General features: G+C 40.3%; 11 protein-coding genes. 7 read left to right on the top strand and 4 right to left on the bottom strand.

Going from position 1 to position 19,530, the window contains the following annotated elements:
- The first annotated feature begins 35 nt into the window (after positions 1 to 35).
- The 5 genes from EV695_RS11960 to EV695_RS11940 all read left to right on the top strand — a co-directional run bounded on the left by EV695_RS11960 (position 36) and on the right by EV695_RS11940 (position 7,245).
- Positions 36 to 872 (top strand): DUF3530 family protein, encoded by an 837-nt coding sequence (locus EV695_RS11960; protein WP_131906220.1) that lies wholly within the window; start codon positions 36 to 38, stop codon positions 870 to 872.
- A 146-nt stretch (positions 873 to 1,018) separates the two neighbouring features.
- Positions 1,019 to 1,714, top strand: a complete 696-nt coding sequence (locus tag EV695_RS11955; RefSeq protein WP_131906219.1) for a haloacid dehalogenase type II — start codon at positions 1,019 to 1,021, stop codon at positions 1,712 to 1,714.
- A 231-nt stretch (positions 1,715 to 1,945) separates the two neighbouring features.
- Positions 1,946 to 4,780, top strand: coding sequence for a DUF1800 family protein (locus EV695_RS11950; protein WP_131906218.1), 2,835 nt, complete (start codon positions 1,946 to 1,948; stop codon positions 4,778 to 4,780).
- 92 nt (positions 4,781 to 4,872) lie between these two features.
- On the top strand, positions 4,873 to 6,474 hold the full coding sequence (locus EV695_RS11945; protein WP_131906217.1) for a DUF1501 domain-containing protein: 1,602 nt from the start codon (positions 4,873 to 4,875) through the stop codon (positions 6,472 to 6,474).
- Between the two features lie 150 nt (positions 6,475 to 6,624).
- The gene (locus tag EV695_RS11940; RefSeq protein WP_207907076.1) at positions 6,625 to 7,245 is read left to right on the top strand and encodes a YigZ family protein; all 621 of its coding nucleotides are present in this window, start codon (positions 6,625 to 6,627) and stop codon (positions 7,243 to 7,245) included.
- Positions 7,246 to 7,302: 57 nt separating this feature from the next.
- On the opposite strand, the gene EV695_RS11935 is transcribed toward EV695_RS11940, so the two are convergent.
- Positions 7,303 to 7,872 carry an RNA polymerase sigma factor gene (locus EV695_RS11935; protein ID WP_131906216.1) on the bottom strand — a complete coding sequence of 190 codons (570 nt, stop codon included), beginning with the start codon at positions 7,870 to 7,872 and terminating at the stop codon, positions 7,303 to 7,305.
- Between the two features lie 280 nt (positions 7,873 to 8,152).
- On the opposite strand from EV695_RS11935, the gene EV695_RS11930 reads away from it, so the two are divergent.
- On the top strand, positions 8,153 to 9,058 hold the full coding sequence (locus EV695_RS11930) for an AraC family transcriptional regulator (protein ID WP_131906215.1): 906 nt from the start codon (positions 8,153 to 8,155) through the stop codon (positions 9,056 to 9,058).
- Between the two features lie 81 nt (positions 9,059 to 9,139).
- Complete coding sequence (gene murJ / locus EV695_RS11925) at positions 9,140 to 10,723, top strand: murein biosynthesis integral membrane protein MurJ (RefSeq protein ID WP_131906214.1); 1,584 nt, start codon at positions 9,140 to 9,142, stop codon at positions 10,721 to 10,723.
- A gap of 74 nt (positions 10,724 to 10,797) precedes the next feature.
- Here murJ and EV695_RS11920 read toward each other — a convergent pair whose 3' ends face one another.
- The 3 genes from EV695_RS11920 to EV695_RS11910 all read right to left on the bottom strand — a co-directional run bounded on the left by EV695_RS11920 (position 10,798) and on the right by EV695_RS11910 (position 19,475).
- Positions 10,798 to 12,108, bottom strand: coding sequence for a hypothetical protein (locus tag EV695_RS11920; RefSeq protein WP_131906213.1), 1,311 nt, complete (start codon positions 12,106 to 12,108; stop codon positions 10,798 to 10,800).
- Positions 12,109 to 12,384: 276 nt separating this feature from the next.
- Positions 12,385 to 18,342 (bottom strand): DUF11 domain-containing protein, encoded by a 5,958-nt coding sequence (locus EV695_RS11915; RefSeq protein WP_131906212.1) that lies wholly within the window; start codon positions 18,340 to 18,342, stop codon positions 12,385 to 12,387.
- Positions 18,343 to 18,419: 77 nt separating this feature from the next.
- Positions 18,420 to 19,475, bottom strand: coding sequence for a hypothetical protein (locus EV695_RS11910; RefSeq protein WP_131906211.1), 1,056 nt, complete (start codon positions 19,473 to 19,475; stop codon positions 18,420 to 18,422).
- Positions 19,476 to 19,530 lie beyond the last annotated feature (55 nt).

Here is a 19,530-nt window from a genome sequence, read left to right as displayed (position 1 = left end):
AGGTCATAACAAGTCATGAGTATTGAGGAGAAACAATGAGAATAAGGATTATAAATACACTATTAATCAGCATGTTATTAGTGTTATCTAGTATGTCTTTTAATGTTTTTGCTAAAGCCATTGTCACTAAAGCCGATCTAGAACGCGAAAAGCGCATGGCAGTTGAAGTCGAAGATGCAGTTCTCGACGGAGAGGTAATCTTCCTTGAGGATACAGTCAATGAAGGCCATGCATTTATGGCGATAGATATGGAGGCTGAAGCTGAGGAATCTGATAAAGCTGAGAAAGGTGCAGTACTTATTCTTCACGGACGTGGATTTCATCCAAACTGGGAAGACGCCATATATCCATTACGAACCCAACTGCCAGTAAGTGGCTGGCGCACCCTATCTTTACAAATGCCAGTGTTAGAAAAATCAGCTAAGTACTATGATTATGTGCCTTTATTCCCGCAAGCGGCAGCGCGCATAGATATGGGCATCACCTATTTAAAACAACAGGGTGTAAAGAAAATAGTGATTCTTGCTCACAGTTGTGGCGCGCACATGGCGATGGATTGGGTTCGCAATCAAAAAGGGTTACTGGATGAGTCTGTGATTGGCTATATCGGTGCAGGTATGGGTGCCACTGATTATAAGCAAAAGATGGCAGAACCATTTCCATTGGCTGAAATGAAAGTTCCTGTACTCGATATATACGGTGATAAAGATTATCCGGCAGTGCTTAGAATGGCGGAAGGTCGTCTTACTGATATTAAAATGGCAGGAAATCCAAAGTCATCTCAAGTGATTGTTCCGGGTGGGGATCATTATTTTAAAGGTAAAGGAAATGAAGTCACCGCTGCTGTTGCAACGTGGTTGAATAGTCTTTGATTTTGGTGTCATCTAATCAAGATGGGTATACGTACAGTATTACTCTAGAAATAGACTAAGCTGTATTGTTACATTGCTACTTTATAAATATTTTTATAAATAACTATCATCTTTAAACAATAAACAGAACATAAGAAGGATTAATTATGCCCGCTAGCTCACAGAAAAGTATCGCTTTTGATGTATACGGAACACTCATAAATACGCACGGCGTTGTGAGTAAATTAGAAGAAATTGTTGGTGGTATTGAAGGCGTTAGTGCTCAGGGATTCTCAAACACCTGGAGAGAGAAACAACTGGAATACTCTTTTAGACGTGGTCTAATGCAGGAATACCAGAACTTCGCAGTTTGTACAGCGCAGGCACTTGAATACACTTGTATATTTTATGGATTGAATTTGCCTGAATCAGATAAACAGGCATTGCTAGAAAGCTATAAAACCTTACCAGCTTTTGATGATGTCACCGATGGTTTGACTGCAATGAAAGATTCAGGACACAAACTATATGCCTTCTCTAATGGCAGTGCTGAAGCAGTAGAGATGTTACTGGTGACAGCAGGTATAAGAGACTTTTTCGATGGTGTTGTGAGTGTCGATGATCTAAAAACATTTAAGCCGAATCCTTCTGTTTATCATCACTTTATGAAGCAATCTGAATCCACTACTGATAACGCCTGGTTAGTCTCTAGCAATCCTTTTGATGTGATTGGTGCAGTAAATATAGGGATGAGTGCTGCATGGGTGAAACGCACAGAACAGGCAATTTTTGACCCATGGGGAATCGATCCTACTATAGTTATTCAAAGCCTGACTGAACTGGATGGAAAGTTGGATGAATAGCCATGAGTTAAAACTCATTGTTTTCTGTTAAAAAATCTCGCTCAAAGTAGGGGGGTGCCTGATATAAGTAATAAGTAAATATAGGAAACAGATTAAACTCACTAACCACTTGTCTGATCGAAGTGAACATGGCTAAGTTGTATGTAATCATTAGATATACTTATGATTGATTTAGCTTATGTGTCTGGTTTGTGAGGTTGATCAATAATAAAAATAATGATGGAGTTTTCTATGGGCAAGCTACTTCCTATTCTATTTGCTTCGGTACTGGTACTCAGTGGGTGTGGCGGTGGAGGATCCGGTTCTGATACTAACGAACATTTAGACTCCGATTCATCTGAAACCCTGGATGATCCAAATACTCCTGATACTCCTGATACTCCTGATACTCCTGATACTCCAAATATTCCTGATACACCTGATGTAAGTCAGATAGCTCTGCTAAAGATAAGTCAGTACGCCCAAACTGCAGGGGCATCAGCAACACCACAAGTACAAGATTATATCGATGCGGGTTTGCAAGGTGTTAATAATTCAAATCTGGCAAAAATTAATGAAAAAGTCGCTGAATTAAACGAAGGTGACGTTGATTCAGTAGCAAAAATTCAGAGTTTATTAGATCAATTAGATGTGACTGCCACTGACCAGGATTATGATCAGGATGGTATTGCAGATAACTTAGATAATTGCCCAAGTATTGCGAACCCTGATCAACAAGATATAGATAATGATGGCAGTGGTGATGTTTGCGATTTGAGTAATGATCGTGATGATGATGCCGATGGTCACCCCAATGAAACAGATAATTGTCCGGCTAAATCAAACCCCAACCAAAGTGACATTGACAATGATGGTAAGGGCGATGCTTGTGATACAACAGACAATCGCGACAATGATAGTGACGGTATTTTGAACAGTAATGATAATTGCCCTGCAATATCAAATACAGATCAGAGTGACCTAGACAATAACGGTGTCGGTGATGCCTGTGATACTACGGATATCAGTGATGATGATTACGATGGAATAATAAATTCAGTTGATAATTGCCCTGCAGCACCCAATAAAAATCAACAAGATACTGATAATGATGGCAAGGGCGATGTATGTGATAGTACGGATGAATCTGATTCAGATGCTGATGGGGTCATCAATAGTAAAGACGAATACCCTGAAGACTCATCACGGGCAGCATCAGTTAATAGCGCTTATCGTTTATTAAGTCAGGCTACTTTTGGCGCTACAGAAGAAGATATCGACACGGTTGTTAAGATAGGAGTAGACGCATGGATTGAGAACCAGCTTGATATGTCATCAGCCTATGACAATCCATCTGATTCCCATAAAACACATCTACAAAGAACCGCAGAAGTCGCACAATTAGCTGAACCTTCCATAGGCTGGGTACAATCCGGGTATACCTTTAACTCAGGTGTAGATTTACCTAACTGGAATGTAAAATATTATCAAATGTCGACCTGGTTTGAGAATGCATTGGGTCATCCGGATAATGTCCGACATGGTAGTGATCAATTAAGACAACGTATCGCTTATGCCTTAAGCCAGTTAATTGTTGTCTCTGCAAAAGATCCGCGTTTAGATCAACGCGGTGATAGTCTTGCTTACTTTTATGACATATTGGCTAAAAATGCATTTGGCAATTATCGAACGCTTTTAGGCGAGGTTTCACGAAGTGCCACAATGGGCGTTTATCTGACTTATCAGGGTAACCAAAAAGCGAACCCTGAAACATCGACACGCCCTGATGAGAACTATGCACGTGAATTGATTCAATTATTCACAATTGGTTTGTCCGAACTTAATTTAGATGGTTCACCAAATCGCGATGGCAATGTGAATAGCTACCCAGATTCTGGTTCTGTTCAAGTACCAACCTATGGGCAAGAAGATATCGTCGAACTAGCCAAAGTAATGACCGGTTGGGATACCAAAGGAAATACTTACTATGGTGGGACTAATCTGGGAAGGGCAGATTATGCTGCTCCCATGGTATTTCATCCTGAACATCACGAAGATGAGGTTGCCGAAGGTGGCGATGGTGATGTAACGGTCTTAGGTAAAACATTTGCATTAAATTCTGGCACTGACGGCAGTGGATTAGATGCTGCTTTAGATGTGATATTCCAACATCCTAATATTGCTCCATTTGTCAGTAAAAATCTGATTATGAATCTGGTTACGTCAAACCCTTCATCTGCGTATGTCGCCAGAGTAGCTAGTGTTTTTAATGATAATGGCGCAGGCGTAAAAGGTGATTTAAAAGCAGTTGTTAACGCTATTCTTACTGATTCTGAAGCAAGAGATTCAAGCAACCAAAGCGCCTATTTTGGCAAACTCAAAGAACCGATATTAGTCTTTACTCAATTACTTAGAAGTTTTAATGCAACGCCATTAAATGGCTGGAAAGGCAGAGCGGATAGCGATAGAGGTGACGGTAGAAGTGCAACGGTAAATGGCGTTTATACCTATAGTTTCCCTAGTAATGATTTTGGGCAAGCCCCGTTGAGATCAAGTTCAGTATTTAACTTTTATCAACCTGATTACATCCCTAGTAACACGGAGTTTTCTGTTAACAAACTGGTTTCACCAGAATCTCAAATACAAACAGACGGCAATATATTGAGTGCGCATAATAAAATAGCCAGTCATATGCAACGATATGAAAAGAACTGGATAAATAATATAAATGAGGAAACACTGGCTGAATTTGCAGCAAATAAAACGACCTGGAGTACCAATATTATTGTTAATTACGATCGTGAGTTTGAGCTATTCGAACAAGCTTTAGATGGTGATACAAATGGTGACTTTAGTAATATGAGAAATATTGAAGACCGTGAAATAGCAGTAAATGCGTTATTAGACCATCTTGATAAAATCATGTTAGGTAACACCATGGACGCTACCTTTAGACAGGCCTTAACCAACTTTATGTTAACGTCGGGTACTTATAATAATTCTAATACAGTACGAGCGGCACATTATTTAGTCTCTGAAACTATACGCTACATCGCTACATCTAGTGCTTATATGGTGCAAAAGTAACGACAACTTTTAAAATTATTTAAAGTATTCGTTCTAAAAGTAAAAGTAAAAGTAAAAGAATAAAAAAATTAAAACAATCAGGAAATATTTCCATGACTAGTAAAATGAATCGTCGAAAATTTATGCAGCTACTTGCCGCGGGTGGTGCTTCTAGTACCTTAGGTACTGTAGGTCAACTAGCGCTGATGAATCAAGCAGTCGCGGCAACGCCGGATTTTTCAGATTACAAAGCACTGGTTTGTGTCTTTATGCTGGGCGGAAATGACGGTTTTAATATGCTGGTACCTAGCGATGCAACACATGCTGATTATGCCGCTATTCGTGCTGCGCTTGCCGTACAAAAAAATGATCTTGGTTTATCATCGATAAGCTCAGCCATGCATAACGGTACAATGGGTGGAGGTAGTTCGAATCTATACAATGTTAACCTATCTCAAGAATCAGCTTATACCAAAGGTTTTTATGATCTTGGCGCTAAAGGAATTCCATTAGGGGTAAACGCTGTAATGCCTGAGTTCGCGCAACTTGTTACCGATGATAAATTGTCTATTATTGCTAATTCGGGAAATATGGTAGCACCCGTAACGCGAGAACAGATTCAAAATAAAACCGCTAATTTACCGCTATTTTTATTTGCGCATAATCATCAACAACGAGCGCTTCAAACAGGGCAAGCTGACAATCTGGATGCAATTGGCTGGGCAGGTAAGATTGCAGATAGCTGGGCAGGCGTTAACAATAATTCATCACTGGGCTTAAATATTTCATATTCAGGAAATAGTCGCTTATTGATAGGAGATACAACAAGTCCGTTGATTTTAAATCCGGGCAATCCTTCTTCGTTTAACGACATGAAATTAAATGCAGGTTCATGGAGCGATGAGAGACGTGATTTATTTAGAGAGTTAATTGCAGTTGGTAAAAATAAAGATCCTTTTCAAAAACTCAGTGCAGGATTACTCGAACGTTCAATGAATAATTTTGACCTGTTAACCGCTACATGGGAACGCAAAGACATAACGTATAGTACTAAAGGACCTTATGGCGAGAGCTTGTTCGATGTGCCTTCAACCGATGATTTAGGGTTTCAACAAGGGATTGATACGGGTTTTATACCACGCATGGAAAATGTCGCTAAGATGATTGATTTAGGCGTTAACGATGATTTTAATACGGGGAATTATAAGCGACAAATATTTTTCGTGGGCTTAGGTGGTTACGATACCCACGCGAGACAGGCTGATGGACACGCAAAACTATTACGTGAACTAAGCCTGGGTTTGTGGAAATTCCAGAAAGCGATGGAAGAATTAGGCCATGCAGATAAAGTCACTACTTTCTCCATGTCTGACTTTGGTCGTACACTGAGTATCAATGCCGGTGGAGGTACTGATCATGCCTGGGGTTCACATCACTTTGTTATGGGTGGTTCAGGAAATCCAGCTTCAGGTACGCTTAATGGTGGCACTATGATAGGTACATTGCCTGATCTTAATCCAGATGGTCCTGATGATTACAGTGATAAAGGCCGTATTATTCCAACCACTTCACAAGATCAAGTGAATGCGAGTATCTGTCAGTGGTTTGGTTTAGAGGAATCATTGATACCAGAAATATTCCCCAATGTGTCTAATTTCGCTAGCAATCCCTCAGATATCACTAGTGCTTATTTAAATGATTTGTTTATCAGTTAATCCAGAGCTTAAATCAGTAATCTAACAATACCCGAATATGCTTTTAAAAAAACTGCCTCAAAGTAGGGGGGTGGCATACTGTTTATTGTTGTATTCTATGCGCATTAGATATTCTAAATCTATAAAATAGTCATGGGATGATTTAAGTTAGTGAGTAATAAGCCTGTTATAGCATCGTATCGAGTACCCAAAAGCAAAGTCATTGAAGAATACGAAATCAAAAAAAGCCGATTTATTTGCTGGATTGCGCCCGCTACCTCCAGAGAAGAAGCGATTCAATTAGTCGATCAAGCCAAAGCGGAATATCCCGATGCGAGGCATCATTGCTGGGCATACATTCTAGGTAATCCTGATAATGCGGCGAGCGCAGCCGCCAATGACGATGGTGAACCGAGTGGCACCGCCGGTAAGCCTATTCTTAATGTGTTACAACATAAGAATATCGGAGATGTGGTAGCTGTCGTGATACGCTATTTTGGTGGTATCAAGTTAGGTGCAGGCGGCTTGGTTCGGGCTTATGGCACTGCCACGCAACAGGCGTCTGAATTACTCACACTGATTGAGCAAGTACCGCATCAAGACGTTAAAATTGAATGTGATTATGCCGATGAACCGACGTTAAGGCGCTGGATTGAAAGTCAGAAAGGCATTCTTTTAGCCAGCGAATATTCTGATAAAGCTTCACTAAACGTCAGTTTGCCTGTTGATTGTGTCGATGATTTATACACGCTAACGGCTGGTTGGAAAGGTACTGAGATAGATTCAGAATAGCTTTTATATATCCTTAATATTAAACAATATCAATCTCTTAAGTGCCAAACTTACGGATTAATGTAACCCGTAAGCATCAGTATCTGACATCACATCCTGGATGATTTTGATATTTCTTCGTAACCAGGCTTTCACAGTACCTAAAGGAACATTCATCTCATCTGCAATTTGAGAATGTGATCGTCCATAAACAATAGAATGAGTGATACATTCGCGTTGGTTTGCGGGTAGCTCGTCCAGCATATCCTTGAATTTAGCTATTTGTTGTCTGTAAAGAAGCTTCTGTTCTGGTTGTAAATCGTTGGCCGTGTATTCGATGGTTTCGTATTCTGTTTCTTCTACCAATTCAGGGCGTGATTTATAGCTGCGTAAACGGTCAAATGTTTGATTACGAACAATGGTACTCATCCACGCCATTGCATTCCCTTTTTCTACGTCAAACTTATCGGCTTTATTCCATATTTTGATAAAAGCTTCTTGAAGAATTTCTTCCGCAGCTTCATTATCGTAATTGACTAAGCGTAAGCACAACGCAAATAATTTCGGTGACACTTCAGTATAGAGTTGTTGAAAGGCAGCTTGATTCTGTGTTGCTGCTTTTTGTAGTAATGTATTTAGTGGATTCATTTTGAGTTCCTTATAATCTGTCTATGATTGTATTTTAGGGATTTGCTCAATTTGCAACTACGTCTGGGAATCTCGCTAATATGTCTGATCGTCTTTTTGTTTATTTTTATTGTGAATAACGATTCAATATTCAAGAAAGGCACCCCCCCACTTTAAGGGACTTTTTCATTTTGCTGTTTAAAATGACCTAAGGAATTTATGCTTTAACGGGATGAGAGTTTTGTTTTAAAAAAACGATTCTATGAAAAGCTAGGGGCTTTTTTTCGAATAAGGAGTAATCATGATTAATGCAGATGTTCTCAGTAGTGTGTTGCGATTATTACGATTTAAAGCCAGCGTGTTTTTTCATGCCAGTTATTGTGGATCGTGGGTGATAGACACATCCGGTTCAGGGCGCAGTACCTTCCATTTAATTGCAGGGGGCAATTGTTTTCTGCATCTACCCGATGAAGAAAAGGCCATTCCACTGCATACGGGAGACTTGATTGTCTTCCCCCGAGACTCGAAACATAGCATCACGGATGTTGAGATTTATAACGAAGATGAACACGTTTCAAATCCTATTGAAGTAGATTCATGTGATGTCGATGGCGCTACCGCTTTAATCTGTGGTTACTTTGATTTTGATGATCCTAGACGCAATCCTGTAATCAATGCATTACCCGACACGGTGATAGTAAAAGGCAGTGGCAATGTTATTGAGCCGCGTTTACAAATATTAATTGATTTGATGAAGTCAGAAACAGACAACTCCGTCACGGGTTCAGATGTGGTGATTGATAAACTGTCTGAGATTCTATTTATCTATGCGGTGCGTTCGCATATCAATGACAGTGCGCCGCAATCAGGAATATTAGCGGCTTTAACCGATACTCAAGTTAGTCGTGCGCTGACTGCGATTCACGATAATCCTGCCGAAGCGTGGACGGTTGAAAAACTGGCGATGGAAGCGGGCATATCCCGAGCGCCATTTTCTGCACGATTCTCTGAGTTATTAGGTAAACCGCCGATGACCTATGTGGGTGAATGGCGTATGCAACTCGCCAATGCCGAATTAAAAGAAGGTAAAAAATCGATGTTGGAAATTGCAGAACTGGTTGGCTATAGCAGCGAAGTCGCATTCAGAAAGGCATTTAAACAGATTACGGGTATCACCCCGGGAGTTGCGCGTAATACGCTTCTTTAGCTTTTAAACTTACTGTGACGTCTTGTTGTTAATGCGGTTGCGTAATACACTCCGCCTGACAAAAATAACCTGAGAATTTGAATGAGTCGAATGCTCCGCTCGGGCGCTATCGTAAGCGCTATGACAATGATATCCCGTGTGCTTGGGCTAGCACGTGATGCGATTATCTTTCATTTTTTCCCTGCTGGTGGTGCGCTTGATGCCTTCTTTGTTGCATTTCGCATCCCCAATCTTTTACGCAGAATGGTTGCCGAAGGTGCATTTTCGCTGGCATTTATTCCGGTTTTAGCAGAATACAAAGAAAGTAAAAGTCAGGAAGATTTACAGAAGTTACTCAATCATGTGGCTGGCACATTAACGCTAGTGCTCTTTATTATTACCATCATTGGGATGATTGCAGCACCTTTGTTAGCGATCATTTTTGCACCCGGTTTTTTATTTGGTGATGAGGCTAATGTTAAAGACAGCTCACAAGCTGATTTAACCGCACACCTGTTATTGATCACCTTCCCGTACATCTTCTTTATCGCATTATCTGCGTTTGTCAGCGCAATATTAAACACGTTCCAGAAGTTTGCCGTACCTGCATTTACGCCTGTACTGTTAAATGTCGCGTTAATTTCATCGGTAATCTGGTGGGCGCCACATTTTGAACAACCTGTTGAAGCGTTGGCCTGGGGTGTGATCATTGGCGGTATTTTACAACTCGCTTTTCAACTACCTACCTTAATCAAATTAGGATTAATGCCAAAACCCAGTTTTAAAAGAGGGCACGAAGGCGTTAAACGCATCATGAAACTGATGGTGCCGGCATTATTGGGTTCGTCAGTCGCACAAATCAATATACTCATTAATACCGCAATCGCCTCAATGCTAGCGGTGGGCAGCATCAGTTGGCTATACGCCTCAGATCGTTTTGTAGAACTGCCTTTAGCGATCATCGGTGTGGCGATTGGCATTGTAATTCTGCCCAAGCTTTCGGGTGACCACATCAATGCAAAAGGCAAAGCATTTAGTCAAACACTGGATTGGGGTATCCGATTGGGTTTACTGATTGCATTACCCGCAATGCTTGGGTTAATGCTACTAGCAAAACCTATTTTGGCAACGGTACTAGCCAACGGTGTCAATGACTGGACGCTGGTTGAAATGGCGAGTATGAGTTTAATGACTTATTCGTTTGGTTTGCCGGCATTTATTTTAGTGAAGGTTTTAGCACCTGGTTTTTACTCACGCCAAGATACCAAGACGCCTGTAAAAATTGGTATTTTTTCGATGGCCAGTAATATTGTATTGAGCGCCTTAATCGTCTATCCGTGGTATCAATCGGGTATTCTCGGGCCACACGCCGGGTTAGCACTGGCAACAGCATTATCGGGTTATATCAACGCTGGCTTGCTGTTTTATCAATTACGTAAGCAACAAATCTATCAACCCCAACAAGCGTTTAAAAAAGTATGGGTCAAAGACTTTCTTCGTATTGCGGTTGGTCTAATCGCAATGGCGGTGATTGTTACTTACTTTAATCCTGCCGAAAGTTGGTGGCAGGCTGCTGGTTTAGGCAGCAAAGCACTGACTTTGTTAGGCTTGGTGTTTGCCGCTATGGCGAGTTATTTCGGTACACTTTTCATATTAGGTGTTAGAAAAAATACCATAATGATGTAATTTAATCAGGCGTAATTTTTATAAAAAATGCCTGAAAGTAGGGGGGTGACTAATAGCGGTTACTATCGATATACTTATTTTACTCTTACTCTAAACAGTAGTTGAAATGAAGGATCACCCGCTACAGTCGTTCCCAGAAATTGACCGGTTGTAGATACACGAATATGGGTGACATTGGCATCTACGCCATCTGCATCTGGTGTTGGTGTATAGGTATAACTGCTGCCCCCATTATTGGAAAAGCTAAGATTGTCCGATGCACTTGATAAACCTGCATAGTTGTAACTGAGTCCACTGGGTGGAGATCCATCAACAAAGCGGATTGGACCTGTACTAACCCCGGAAATGTCATCGACGTATAAAGCGGTATTGGCGGGTATAGCATCAGTTACCACAATTGAATTAAGATCAGCGACGCCGATACCAGCGTTTGTTGCTTCTATTGCGTATTGTTTTAAGGCACCCGGAATGGTTTTTGGGTTGCTGGTGCCATTTATGGGGTCAGATATTGTCAGGGCACTTTTTCGTAAGCTGATGCTAGGATCTGACAACACAGCACAATTCGCAGCATCTGACAGATTGCTGTAATTAAAACTACCAGACTGAATATTTGTTCTAAATATCTCATTAGCAGCGTTGTTTGTAGACCCAGGCGTATCGGCAATCGCAGATATCTTTGAAAAATTTGAGCCAATATACCAACTGCCACAAGAAAATAGAAATGTGCTTAACGAACCACTACCCGTTGACACATTAAAAGAGTTTGTTGGGTAGGGACTTGGTATGTCTCCATAGGTAAAACCATGAAACAAATTGCCACTCGCATCTCTGGATTGTGCGGAATCTCCACCATTTCGCATGGCAATTGTAGAATAATTCGGCGTAGCCGGAGTGCTGCAACTAGAATAGCCTGCATCGGACGAGCTTGGAGGCCCTGCACAGGTTTTTAAGCAGCTTCCTTCAGCAGGAAATATATAAACACCATCTCCATTTGAATCAGTGGCGTCGTCACTTGGCATATTTGCATTGGTATCATCACCATTATAGACAACGATAATAGACCCCGGGGTTATTGCGTTTAAGCCAGAACAATTGGCGGGATCAGTTTGCGAATCAAATCGAATGTATCCGGATGAGATACCAACGCCAGTAATGCTTCCTCCCCAATCACCATTGTTATCATCTACTATCCATTGATTAATATTGACCGGAGAAGTAGGGTTTGCAGAGTCACCAACAACCATAAATTCATAGAATTCTTTTGCGCCACTTATCCCGTTTGAAGCTTCATTCACAATCAGCCCAGCAGCCATTAACTCATTAGCGAGAATGCTAAACAGTAAGCCTAGTAATGTGGGGATAAAGCGTAAAAAAGTTTTTAACATCAGCGGTATGAATCTTTAAATGTAAATACTATGTAGCCATAGAGTTGTTATTATGTTGGCGATAATACTTTCGTGGTAATGTTGATTATTTCTCTTGTATGCAATTATTTTATATTAATTGCACACGCTTTGTTGGTTTTTCTGGATACTTGGTACAGACTTATTGACAGTTTTATCATTGTTTTACCCGTTATTATTAACTCTACGTCGTAAATAAAAAAAGGGCTTAAAGGTGGGGGGTGCCTAGATGTTTTTTCCAATGAATCAGGGTATGGATTACTCAGCTTCTAGCATGATTTCTTTGTTTGCTTTTTGATCTGCTTGTTTATCATCTTTTCTGTGAGAACGTGGTTTATTGAGATTGAGTGAATCTTGATTAAATTTGTATCTAAAGTCGACATAGGGGCCTTTTCGTTTGAAGTTACTTTCGTCAAAATCTTCATCATCAAAACCTTCGAAATTGTAACCTGCTTCAATCCAGGTATTTTTTGCAGGAGTGACACCGACTGATACACCGGCTACTGTTTCCATGGTATTGCTTTTCCAGTCATGCAAGTAACCTGCATGGGCTCCGATATCCCAGCGTTTGTTGATGTCTTTACGTAATTCAACTGTAGTTGTATCAACCGTTGTGCTGTATTTAACTCCGCTGTTTTCATCTTTTACATGTTTAATGCCATGATGAATGCTGAATTGCAGTTTTCTTTTCGCATCCTTATTAAGAATTTTATTGAAATGCATATTGTGCACGATCTTTCGTGTATCGGTATCCGATGATGAAAACTCACTGCTTTCATCAATAGAATTTTCCTTTTCACTAATTAAATCTAAGCGACTGAAGAATACAAAACTCTCATCTTTCGGATGCCATGCAGACCCTAAGCTGAGTTTGATATTTTGCTCCGCATCTCCTTCGGTACTGTCTTGATCGTAGTAGGAGAATTTAGCGCTGAGGTGTTTGCCATCATCAAGGTGACGAATAACACTGGCCAGGAAATTTACCTTGTCGTAAACCTTACCATTGCGGTATTCAGCACGAGTTGTCCAACTCCAGACTTCTTCGTTAGCACCTAAACCTACAGAGAACGCTGTATAGTCATCACTGTCTGTTCCTTGAATGGTCGTTTCATCGGTATTGAAGAATTTTTGATCACCTACTGTAACTGCACGATCAATACTAAAATCAGCGCTGATTTTATCCGTCACTTTAAGTTTTTGACTAAGCCCTAAGGTAGCGTAATTACGTTGGCCTTCTGCCGTACGTTCTTGTGTATAAGTTGTCTTACCTTTGGCATCTTTCCACAGGTCTTTATACACCCCTACGCGGTTGTTATGCGTTGTAACAATGCCATTGTCTGTGGTTTCATTTTCAGCAAAGACGGTGAATCCTTGTTGGAGTTTCACATCCACACCAACAACAAAACGGTCAGGGCTTAATTCGCTACCATCATCAGAAGAGAAGTTCTTTTCCAAGTCAGTACGAAGCGTAATTTTATCATTTTTGGTTGTGTATCTGCCGCCTAAGATAACGGTATTCGTGGTGATTTTTTCATGGGTACTGACGTCAGAAGTAGTCGTGATATCATCACTGGTATCATTACTGCCAAGATTTTCTTGCGTATGGCGTAAACCGGCATTTAATTCGATATTTTTATATCGATGCTCAATACCTACCTGCGCTAATTTGCGTTTGTTATCGTTCTCAATATTGTTTTCATACAATAGCTGAGAGGTTAATCTTGTCTTGTCATTCAAACGATAAGTGACTTCTGCACCTACTTTTTCAGTGCCACTTTCACTGGTTTGTGAGCTTATGCCAAAATCTTCATCATGCTTTTTTGCATAAAGACGGGCTTCCATTTGCTCCACTTCTTTTTCCAGTTCGATAATCATTGCTTGTCTTTTTTCGAAATCACTTTCAGTCGTTTTCGATTCAGCTACTTCGATATGTAATTTAGTATCTTTAGTGATGTTGTAGGTAGCATCAGCCGCAACTAACTGATCAGCTTTTCCATTGGTATTTTCTTCATAAATAATACTTGCGCCTGTTTCAAGCTTATCGTTGAAAGACTTCATGGATGCGCGTCCACCAGCCACTATGGTTTTGTTTGTGTCTTCTTCGGAATCATAATCAATGACGATAATGTTAGGATTGAAATTACTGTCTCTGCTTGCAATAGGAGATTTAAAGAATAGGGTGCCAGCATCGTAGTCAATACTATAGTCTTGATAACGAGTCAGTTGTTTTGTCTCTTCGATACGGTCTGAGTGAAAACGATCTCGCGTTTCGATTTTAATCGACTCACTGTTTGGGATGATGTTTTCACTTAAGCGGTAAAGACCAGAAGTTCCATCACCTTGAATTTCATCTTGTTGATGGTTGTTGCTGGTTTCACTGATAAAGCCTTTAACATTGAAGCGCTGCCCACGGTATTCTGTTTTGATACCATTTAATACGCGTTCATAGCTGGCTAATTCGGTCACTGTCATGGCTGTTTGATAGTCACCAAAAAGCGCATAGAAATTATCTTTTTCTATCTTAAGATATAGTTTACGCGAGCTTGGTGCATCGTATTGACTGCTGCTATTGTCAGCATAAATTGAATACCATTCATCAGGGTCGATATTGCCCGCTAATTGACTGCCAACTTCATTCTCTGCTTTATGCGTATCGTACGCTGCGGTTAATAAGTATTTTCCTTTAATCTGACCTTTGGCAAAGAAAGCAAAGCGTCCACGCTTATAAAACTCATCTGATTTACCCAGACTTTCGAGTGTTTGCATATTTCCGGTGATTGTTTTGTGTGCCAGTGTGCCTTCAGCGATACCGACTAAAATCCAGTCACGTAACTGTGGTTTCAACCAGGCACTGATGGTTTTAGATTGAGATTCTGTAAAGTTGACAGTAAATCTCACTTCACCTGATTGAGTCGTCGGGTTGAGCTCTACTCTTGCAATCCCATCTTCTTCAACAATGTATTTATAACTACCCGATAATGATTCATTGATATTGAGTCTATCTTGGTCAGCTTCGTTTAACGTCTTAATTTGGTAGTTACTGTTGTCTAGTGTTAAATAGCCATGCGTGTTCGCGCGCATAGGGTAGCCATCTTCATCTTTTATGCGTAAAGCGATGACAGGTGTGGTTTTACCATCAGCTACTAATACAGACTCTTCGGGTAAGTATTCGGCAGAAGCAGGTATGCCAGAAAAGTGAATATTTCTTGTTTCTTTGGCAACGACTTTTCCTGACTTGTCCTTGGCAATAACAAGTAATGCATTATTTTTTATGCGTGTATCAATATCGATACCTAACCAGCGACTAATTTTGACGGTGCGCGCTTTATTGCTGTCACTGCCATCATAGTTGAGTGCACTAATTTTCTTTCCATTTAGGAACACTTCAATTTTTTCCTGAGGTGAGCTTTTGATGAAAACTTTAATAGATGCAACATCTGGTACATGGTTGTTTCTAGGCCAAAGGATTTCAAAACCAGGTTCTGCTGATTTTAAGTAATTAGCACCAAAAAGCGTTATCGGATTTGCGCCTTTCTTTTTAGCTTTAGGCGATACAGGGCTGTCAGGTTCAGTAGATTCTTTTGCATCAAGACCTTCTTTAACATGAAAATTAACCTGCCATAAAGACCCAGCAGTTAAATCAACAAATTGTGATTTCGCATCTCCCGCATGACGCGTATTGTCTTCACACAGTAAAGGAGTGTAACCCTTTGGTAATGAATCTGTGTCTAGTTGCAATACATGACTACCAGGAAGAACCCCTTCCATGTGCCAAAAGCCGTCTTTATCGGTAAGGACACTGCGTCCTGTTTCTAAATAAATTCTGGCATCTTTCAAAACTTTTGGTACAGATTTGTTTTTCGATGAATGCGTATCACAACCGATATAGACTCGTCCGGTCAAAATGTTTTTAGTACGCATCAAGTCGTCATCAATTTCAATACTTGCGTATGCAGTATTTGATGTTAAGCCTCCACTGGAAAGGACTGCGGTATTGGTTGCTTTACCGGTTTGTACGCCTGCGGTGATTTTTGTTATGTATTCAATCGTTGCAGTGCTACCAGCTGTTAAATTATTAACGCTAAATAATAATTTACGACCGTTTGCGCTCACTCCCTCTGTTAATTTTTCTCCATTCAGGTATGCCGTGTTTGAAACATAGCGAAATCCAAGTGGCAGAAAGTCATTTACTTGGATATTAGATAAATTGAATCCAGTGGTATTTTGGAAATCCAGAGAATATTTGACTAATTCACCAATTGACGCAGAGCTTTTATCTACTGTCTTAGACAGTGAAAGCTTTGTATCAGGAACCACTAAAGCCGCAGTTGCACTTGTGTCTGTTTTATCATCCTGATCCAGATAAGAAACGCTGATCTTAATGCCATCTGCAATTGTTAAAACGCCATTTTGTTTTTGAGTAGATGCTGCCGTAGTTAAAACAGCCCCTCTGAAAATTCCAGAATCGGTACTTGTTTCCGTGAGTAATAGAATTTCAGTATCGTTGGTACCGGGAACAGTTACTGTGACTATAATGGTTTCGAGCTTATCCGGATCAACGTTTTGGTCTTTATCGATTACTTCAATGATAACCGGTTCTGAAACAGAATAATCTTCCGCATCAATTATAGGCTGTGGATTTGGTAGACTGATAACTGTTCCATTAGGCAACGTAATCTGACTAATCTCTTGCCAGTTTTTACCACCATTTTGATCAGCGTTATACGCACTCGAGGGGATATTTTCGATATTACCCGCTTCATTAATTTTTAAGAAATTTATGGTTGATGGGGTACGTACTTTGACACTTGCTGTCGCTATATCTGAAGTCCCAAAAGTACTGTTTGCCAGAACCTGATTGACTACATCACCACTCGCAGAAGCATCACTGATTAACACTTTATAACTCAGTGTCAAAGTGCTACCTATAGCAAGTGAATCAACATTGATGGATAAATTATTACCACTATAAGAAATCTCAGAATCTGAGAGTGCTTGACCATCTAATGTAAAACTATTTGATTGATAAATGAAACCATTAGGGAGGGTATCTTTTACAATCAAATTGCTTAAATCGTGCAGTGCTGGGTTTCTCACAACAACGTCGTAAGTGACAATATCTCCAACGTATACATTTTCTTCGCTGCTTGTTTTCGTGATTTGTATAGAATCATTAACAACAGTCACTAATGCTTTACTGGTATTAGAGTTAGCATCTGTATCAGATGAAGTCGCTGTCACTGAGTTTTCCAAATCTCTAGAAGTGACTTCATCAGTAACAGTGGTTTCATAGGTAACTGTCCATTCACTATTAGATGACATGCTCCCTAAATTAAAACGTAAACCTTCTGAAGTATCTGCTGTTATAGCGTTATTGTTTAATGTTGCAGACCCGACTTTATACGCCAAACCGACAGGCAAGATATCTGTGAGTGTGACACTGGGTATGTTTTTGGAATTTGGATTTTTTATGTTTATTGCGTAGACAATACTATCACCGACCTTAGCGGTGTTAATGTTCGCTTTCTTCTCTATCTCTAAAGGCACGGTGGGTATTACAGGTACTACGATAACTTGCTCATAAATAGTAACTGTGGCCTGTGCAGGCGAAGATTCAGTGGTGTCTGAGCTTGCAATTGCCTGATTGATCGCTGAACCCAAAGGAGCAGTCGTTGTGACCTTGGCTTTATAGGTGATAGTCCAGATTGCGTTTGCAGGCATATCCCCCAAACTAAAGGTAATATCATTATCGTTTAGTGATATGTCACTAGTATTTATGCTTGAGTTGTTAAGTTTAGCGCTAGCTTGCTGGTATTCTAAACCTGTTGGTAATAAATCCTCAATGGATAGATTGGCCTGAATTGCATCAGCATTATTAGTAACAATCAAACTGTAATCTATGATTTGACCAACAATGGCTCGACTGATATTGGATTTTTTCTGGAGTGTAATTCCGGTGGCAACAACAATATTATCGGTTGTAAATTGCACGCTACTCGATTTGTTTTTATCGATACCGTTTATAGAATAATTAGCCGTGGCTGTATTAGTGATTAACGTTTCAGCAGTCGCGGATGAATGAAATGTTATCAATATCAATAACAGGAAGATTGAGAATATAGTGCCCACAGAGCTACCCAAGGAAGACTTAGAAGTAATTCTGTTTCTCTGAAGCTTGCGCTTGAAGCTAGACGCTATATTGCTGATGTGCCGCATATTTTTTACTTATTTTTATTAGAATGACCACACTAATCTGTGATGAGATTAGTGTGGTTTCTATAAAATAGGCTGGCTTATTTTACAGTTGCAATAATGGTAAGTGTTTGAACAGACGCTGAGCCCGATCCACCCGGTAAAGTGAAGGCACTTGTAGTAACTGTTCCGCCTGATTCGCTACACGTTACTGCTGCAGTTGCATCACCCGTTGAAGAGCAACTTACGAATTCAAGCCCATTGGTAGAAGCGGTTGCACCACCTACAGCACCAGTACCAACAGGTAAAATATCAGAAATGATAAGTCCTGCGGCATCTGCAGCTCCATCAGCGTTTGTTACTTCGATTGTGTATTCAATTGTAGCACCAGGAATACGCTTTGGATTTGTTGATCCATTAATAGGGTCTGCGGTTACTGCAGATGTTTTCTTAACAGTAATATCTGCAGTGTTAACGACGTAAGTATTAATCGCAGAGTGCGCAGCGTTTCTGTTTCCTGCTGCTCCTGTTCCAGCTATAGCCTCGTCAGTTGCTGTACCAATGTCATCAGCAAATACTGTATCTACTGCATTAGCTGTATCTGTACCTGTTGTTTCTGTGACACCATCAACTACTGCAAGTAAGTCAATATCCGAGGTTGCACCATTAACGACTACACCACCACTTGCGGGAATATCACAGTTTACCGTCACACTTGCTGTACCGTCCGCAGCAATTGAAACTGGGAGTGATGCAGGAGCAGCAACGGAACAAGCTGAAGTATCAAAGATATCACCTGTTACTTGTGAAGGAGTTAAGTTGAAATTTTCTGTACTGTTTCCTTCATTAGTTACGGTGAAAGTAATAGATTGTGCAGATGTGCCTGGAACCACATTGACATTAGAGCCAGGTGTTACAGACAAGTCGATTTTTTTATCCACTTTGAACGTTGTCGCTGTTCCCGCACCAACACCCGCAATGCTATTACCAGTTTCTGAGCTTTCAATCGGTGTTTGAGCGGTTCCGCCAACATTATAACTAATAGAAGCTGTATTATTGATGTCTGTGTCTGCCGCAGTACCTGCTGCATAAATGGGGTGTGTAACAGCGGATAAAACTGCCACACTAATTAAACTTGAGATTATTTTCATTTTCATTGTATTTCTCTATTAAGGTTTGTGGTTTGTATTTAAAAGATCACATATTTTTTTT

Source organism: Cocleimonas flava (assembly GCF_004339015.1).
GTDB classification, from domain to species: domain Bacteria; phylum Pseudomonadota; class Gammaproteobacteria; order Thiotrichales; family Thiotrichaceae; genus Cocleimonas; species Cocleimonas flava.
Note: the sequence above shows the minus strand (reverse complement) of the source record. Positions and strands in the feature narration are given on the sequence as shown.

Coding starts and splice junctions, on each gene's coding strand:
- EV695_RS11960 (WP_131906220.1), top strand. CDS start 36: ATGAGAATAAGGATTATAAATACACTATTAATCAGCATGTTATTAGTG.
- EV695_RS11955 (WP_131906219.1), top strand. CDS start 1,019: ATGCCCGCTAGCTCACAGAAAAGTATCGCTTTTGATGTATACGGAACA.
- EV695_RS11950 (WP_131906218.1), top strand. CDS start 1,946: ATGGGCAAGCTACTTCCTATTCTATTTGCTTCGGTACTGGTACTCAGT.
- EV695_RS11945 (WP_131906217.1), top strand. CDS start 4,873: ATGACTAGTAAAATGAATCGTCGAAAATTTATGCAGCTACTTGCCGCG.
- EV695_RS11935 (WP_131906216.1), bottom strand. CDS start 7,872: ATGAATCCACTAAATACATTACTACAAAAAGCAGCAACACAGAATCAA.
- EV695_RS11930 (WP_131906215.1), top strand. CDS start 8,153: ATGATTAATGCAGATGTTCTCAGTAGTGTGTTGCGATTATTACGATTT.
- murJ (WP_131906214.1), top strand. CDS start 9,140: ATGAGTCGAATGCTCCGCTCGGGCGCTATCGTAAGCGCTATGACAATG.
- EV695_RS11920 (WP_131906213.1), bottom strand. CDS start 12,108: ATGTTAAAAACTTTTTTACGCTTTATCCCCACATTACTAGGCTTACTG.
- EV695_RS11915 (WP_131906212.1), bottom strand. CDS start 18,342: ATGCGGCACATCAGCAATATAGCGTCTAGCTTCAAGCGCAAGCTTCAG.
- EV695_RS11910 (WP_131906211.1), bottom strand. CDS start 19,475: ATGAAAATGAAAATAATCTCAAGTTTAATTAGTGTGGCAGTTTTATCC.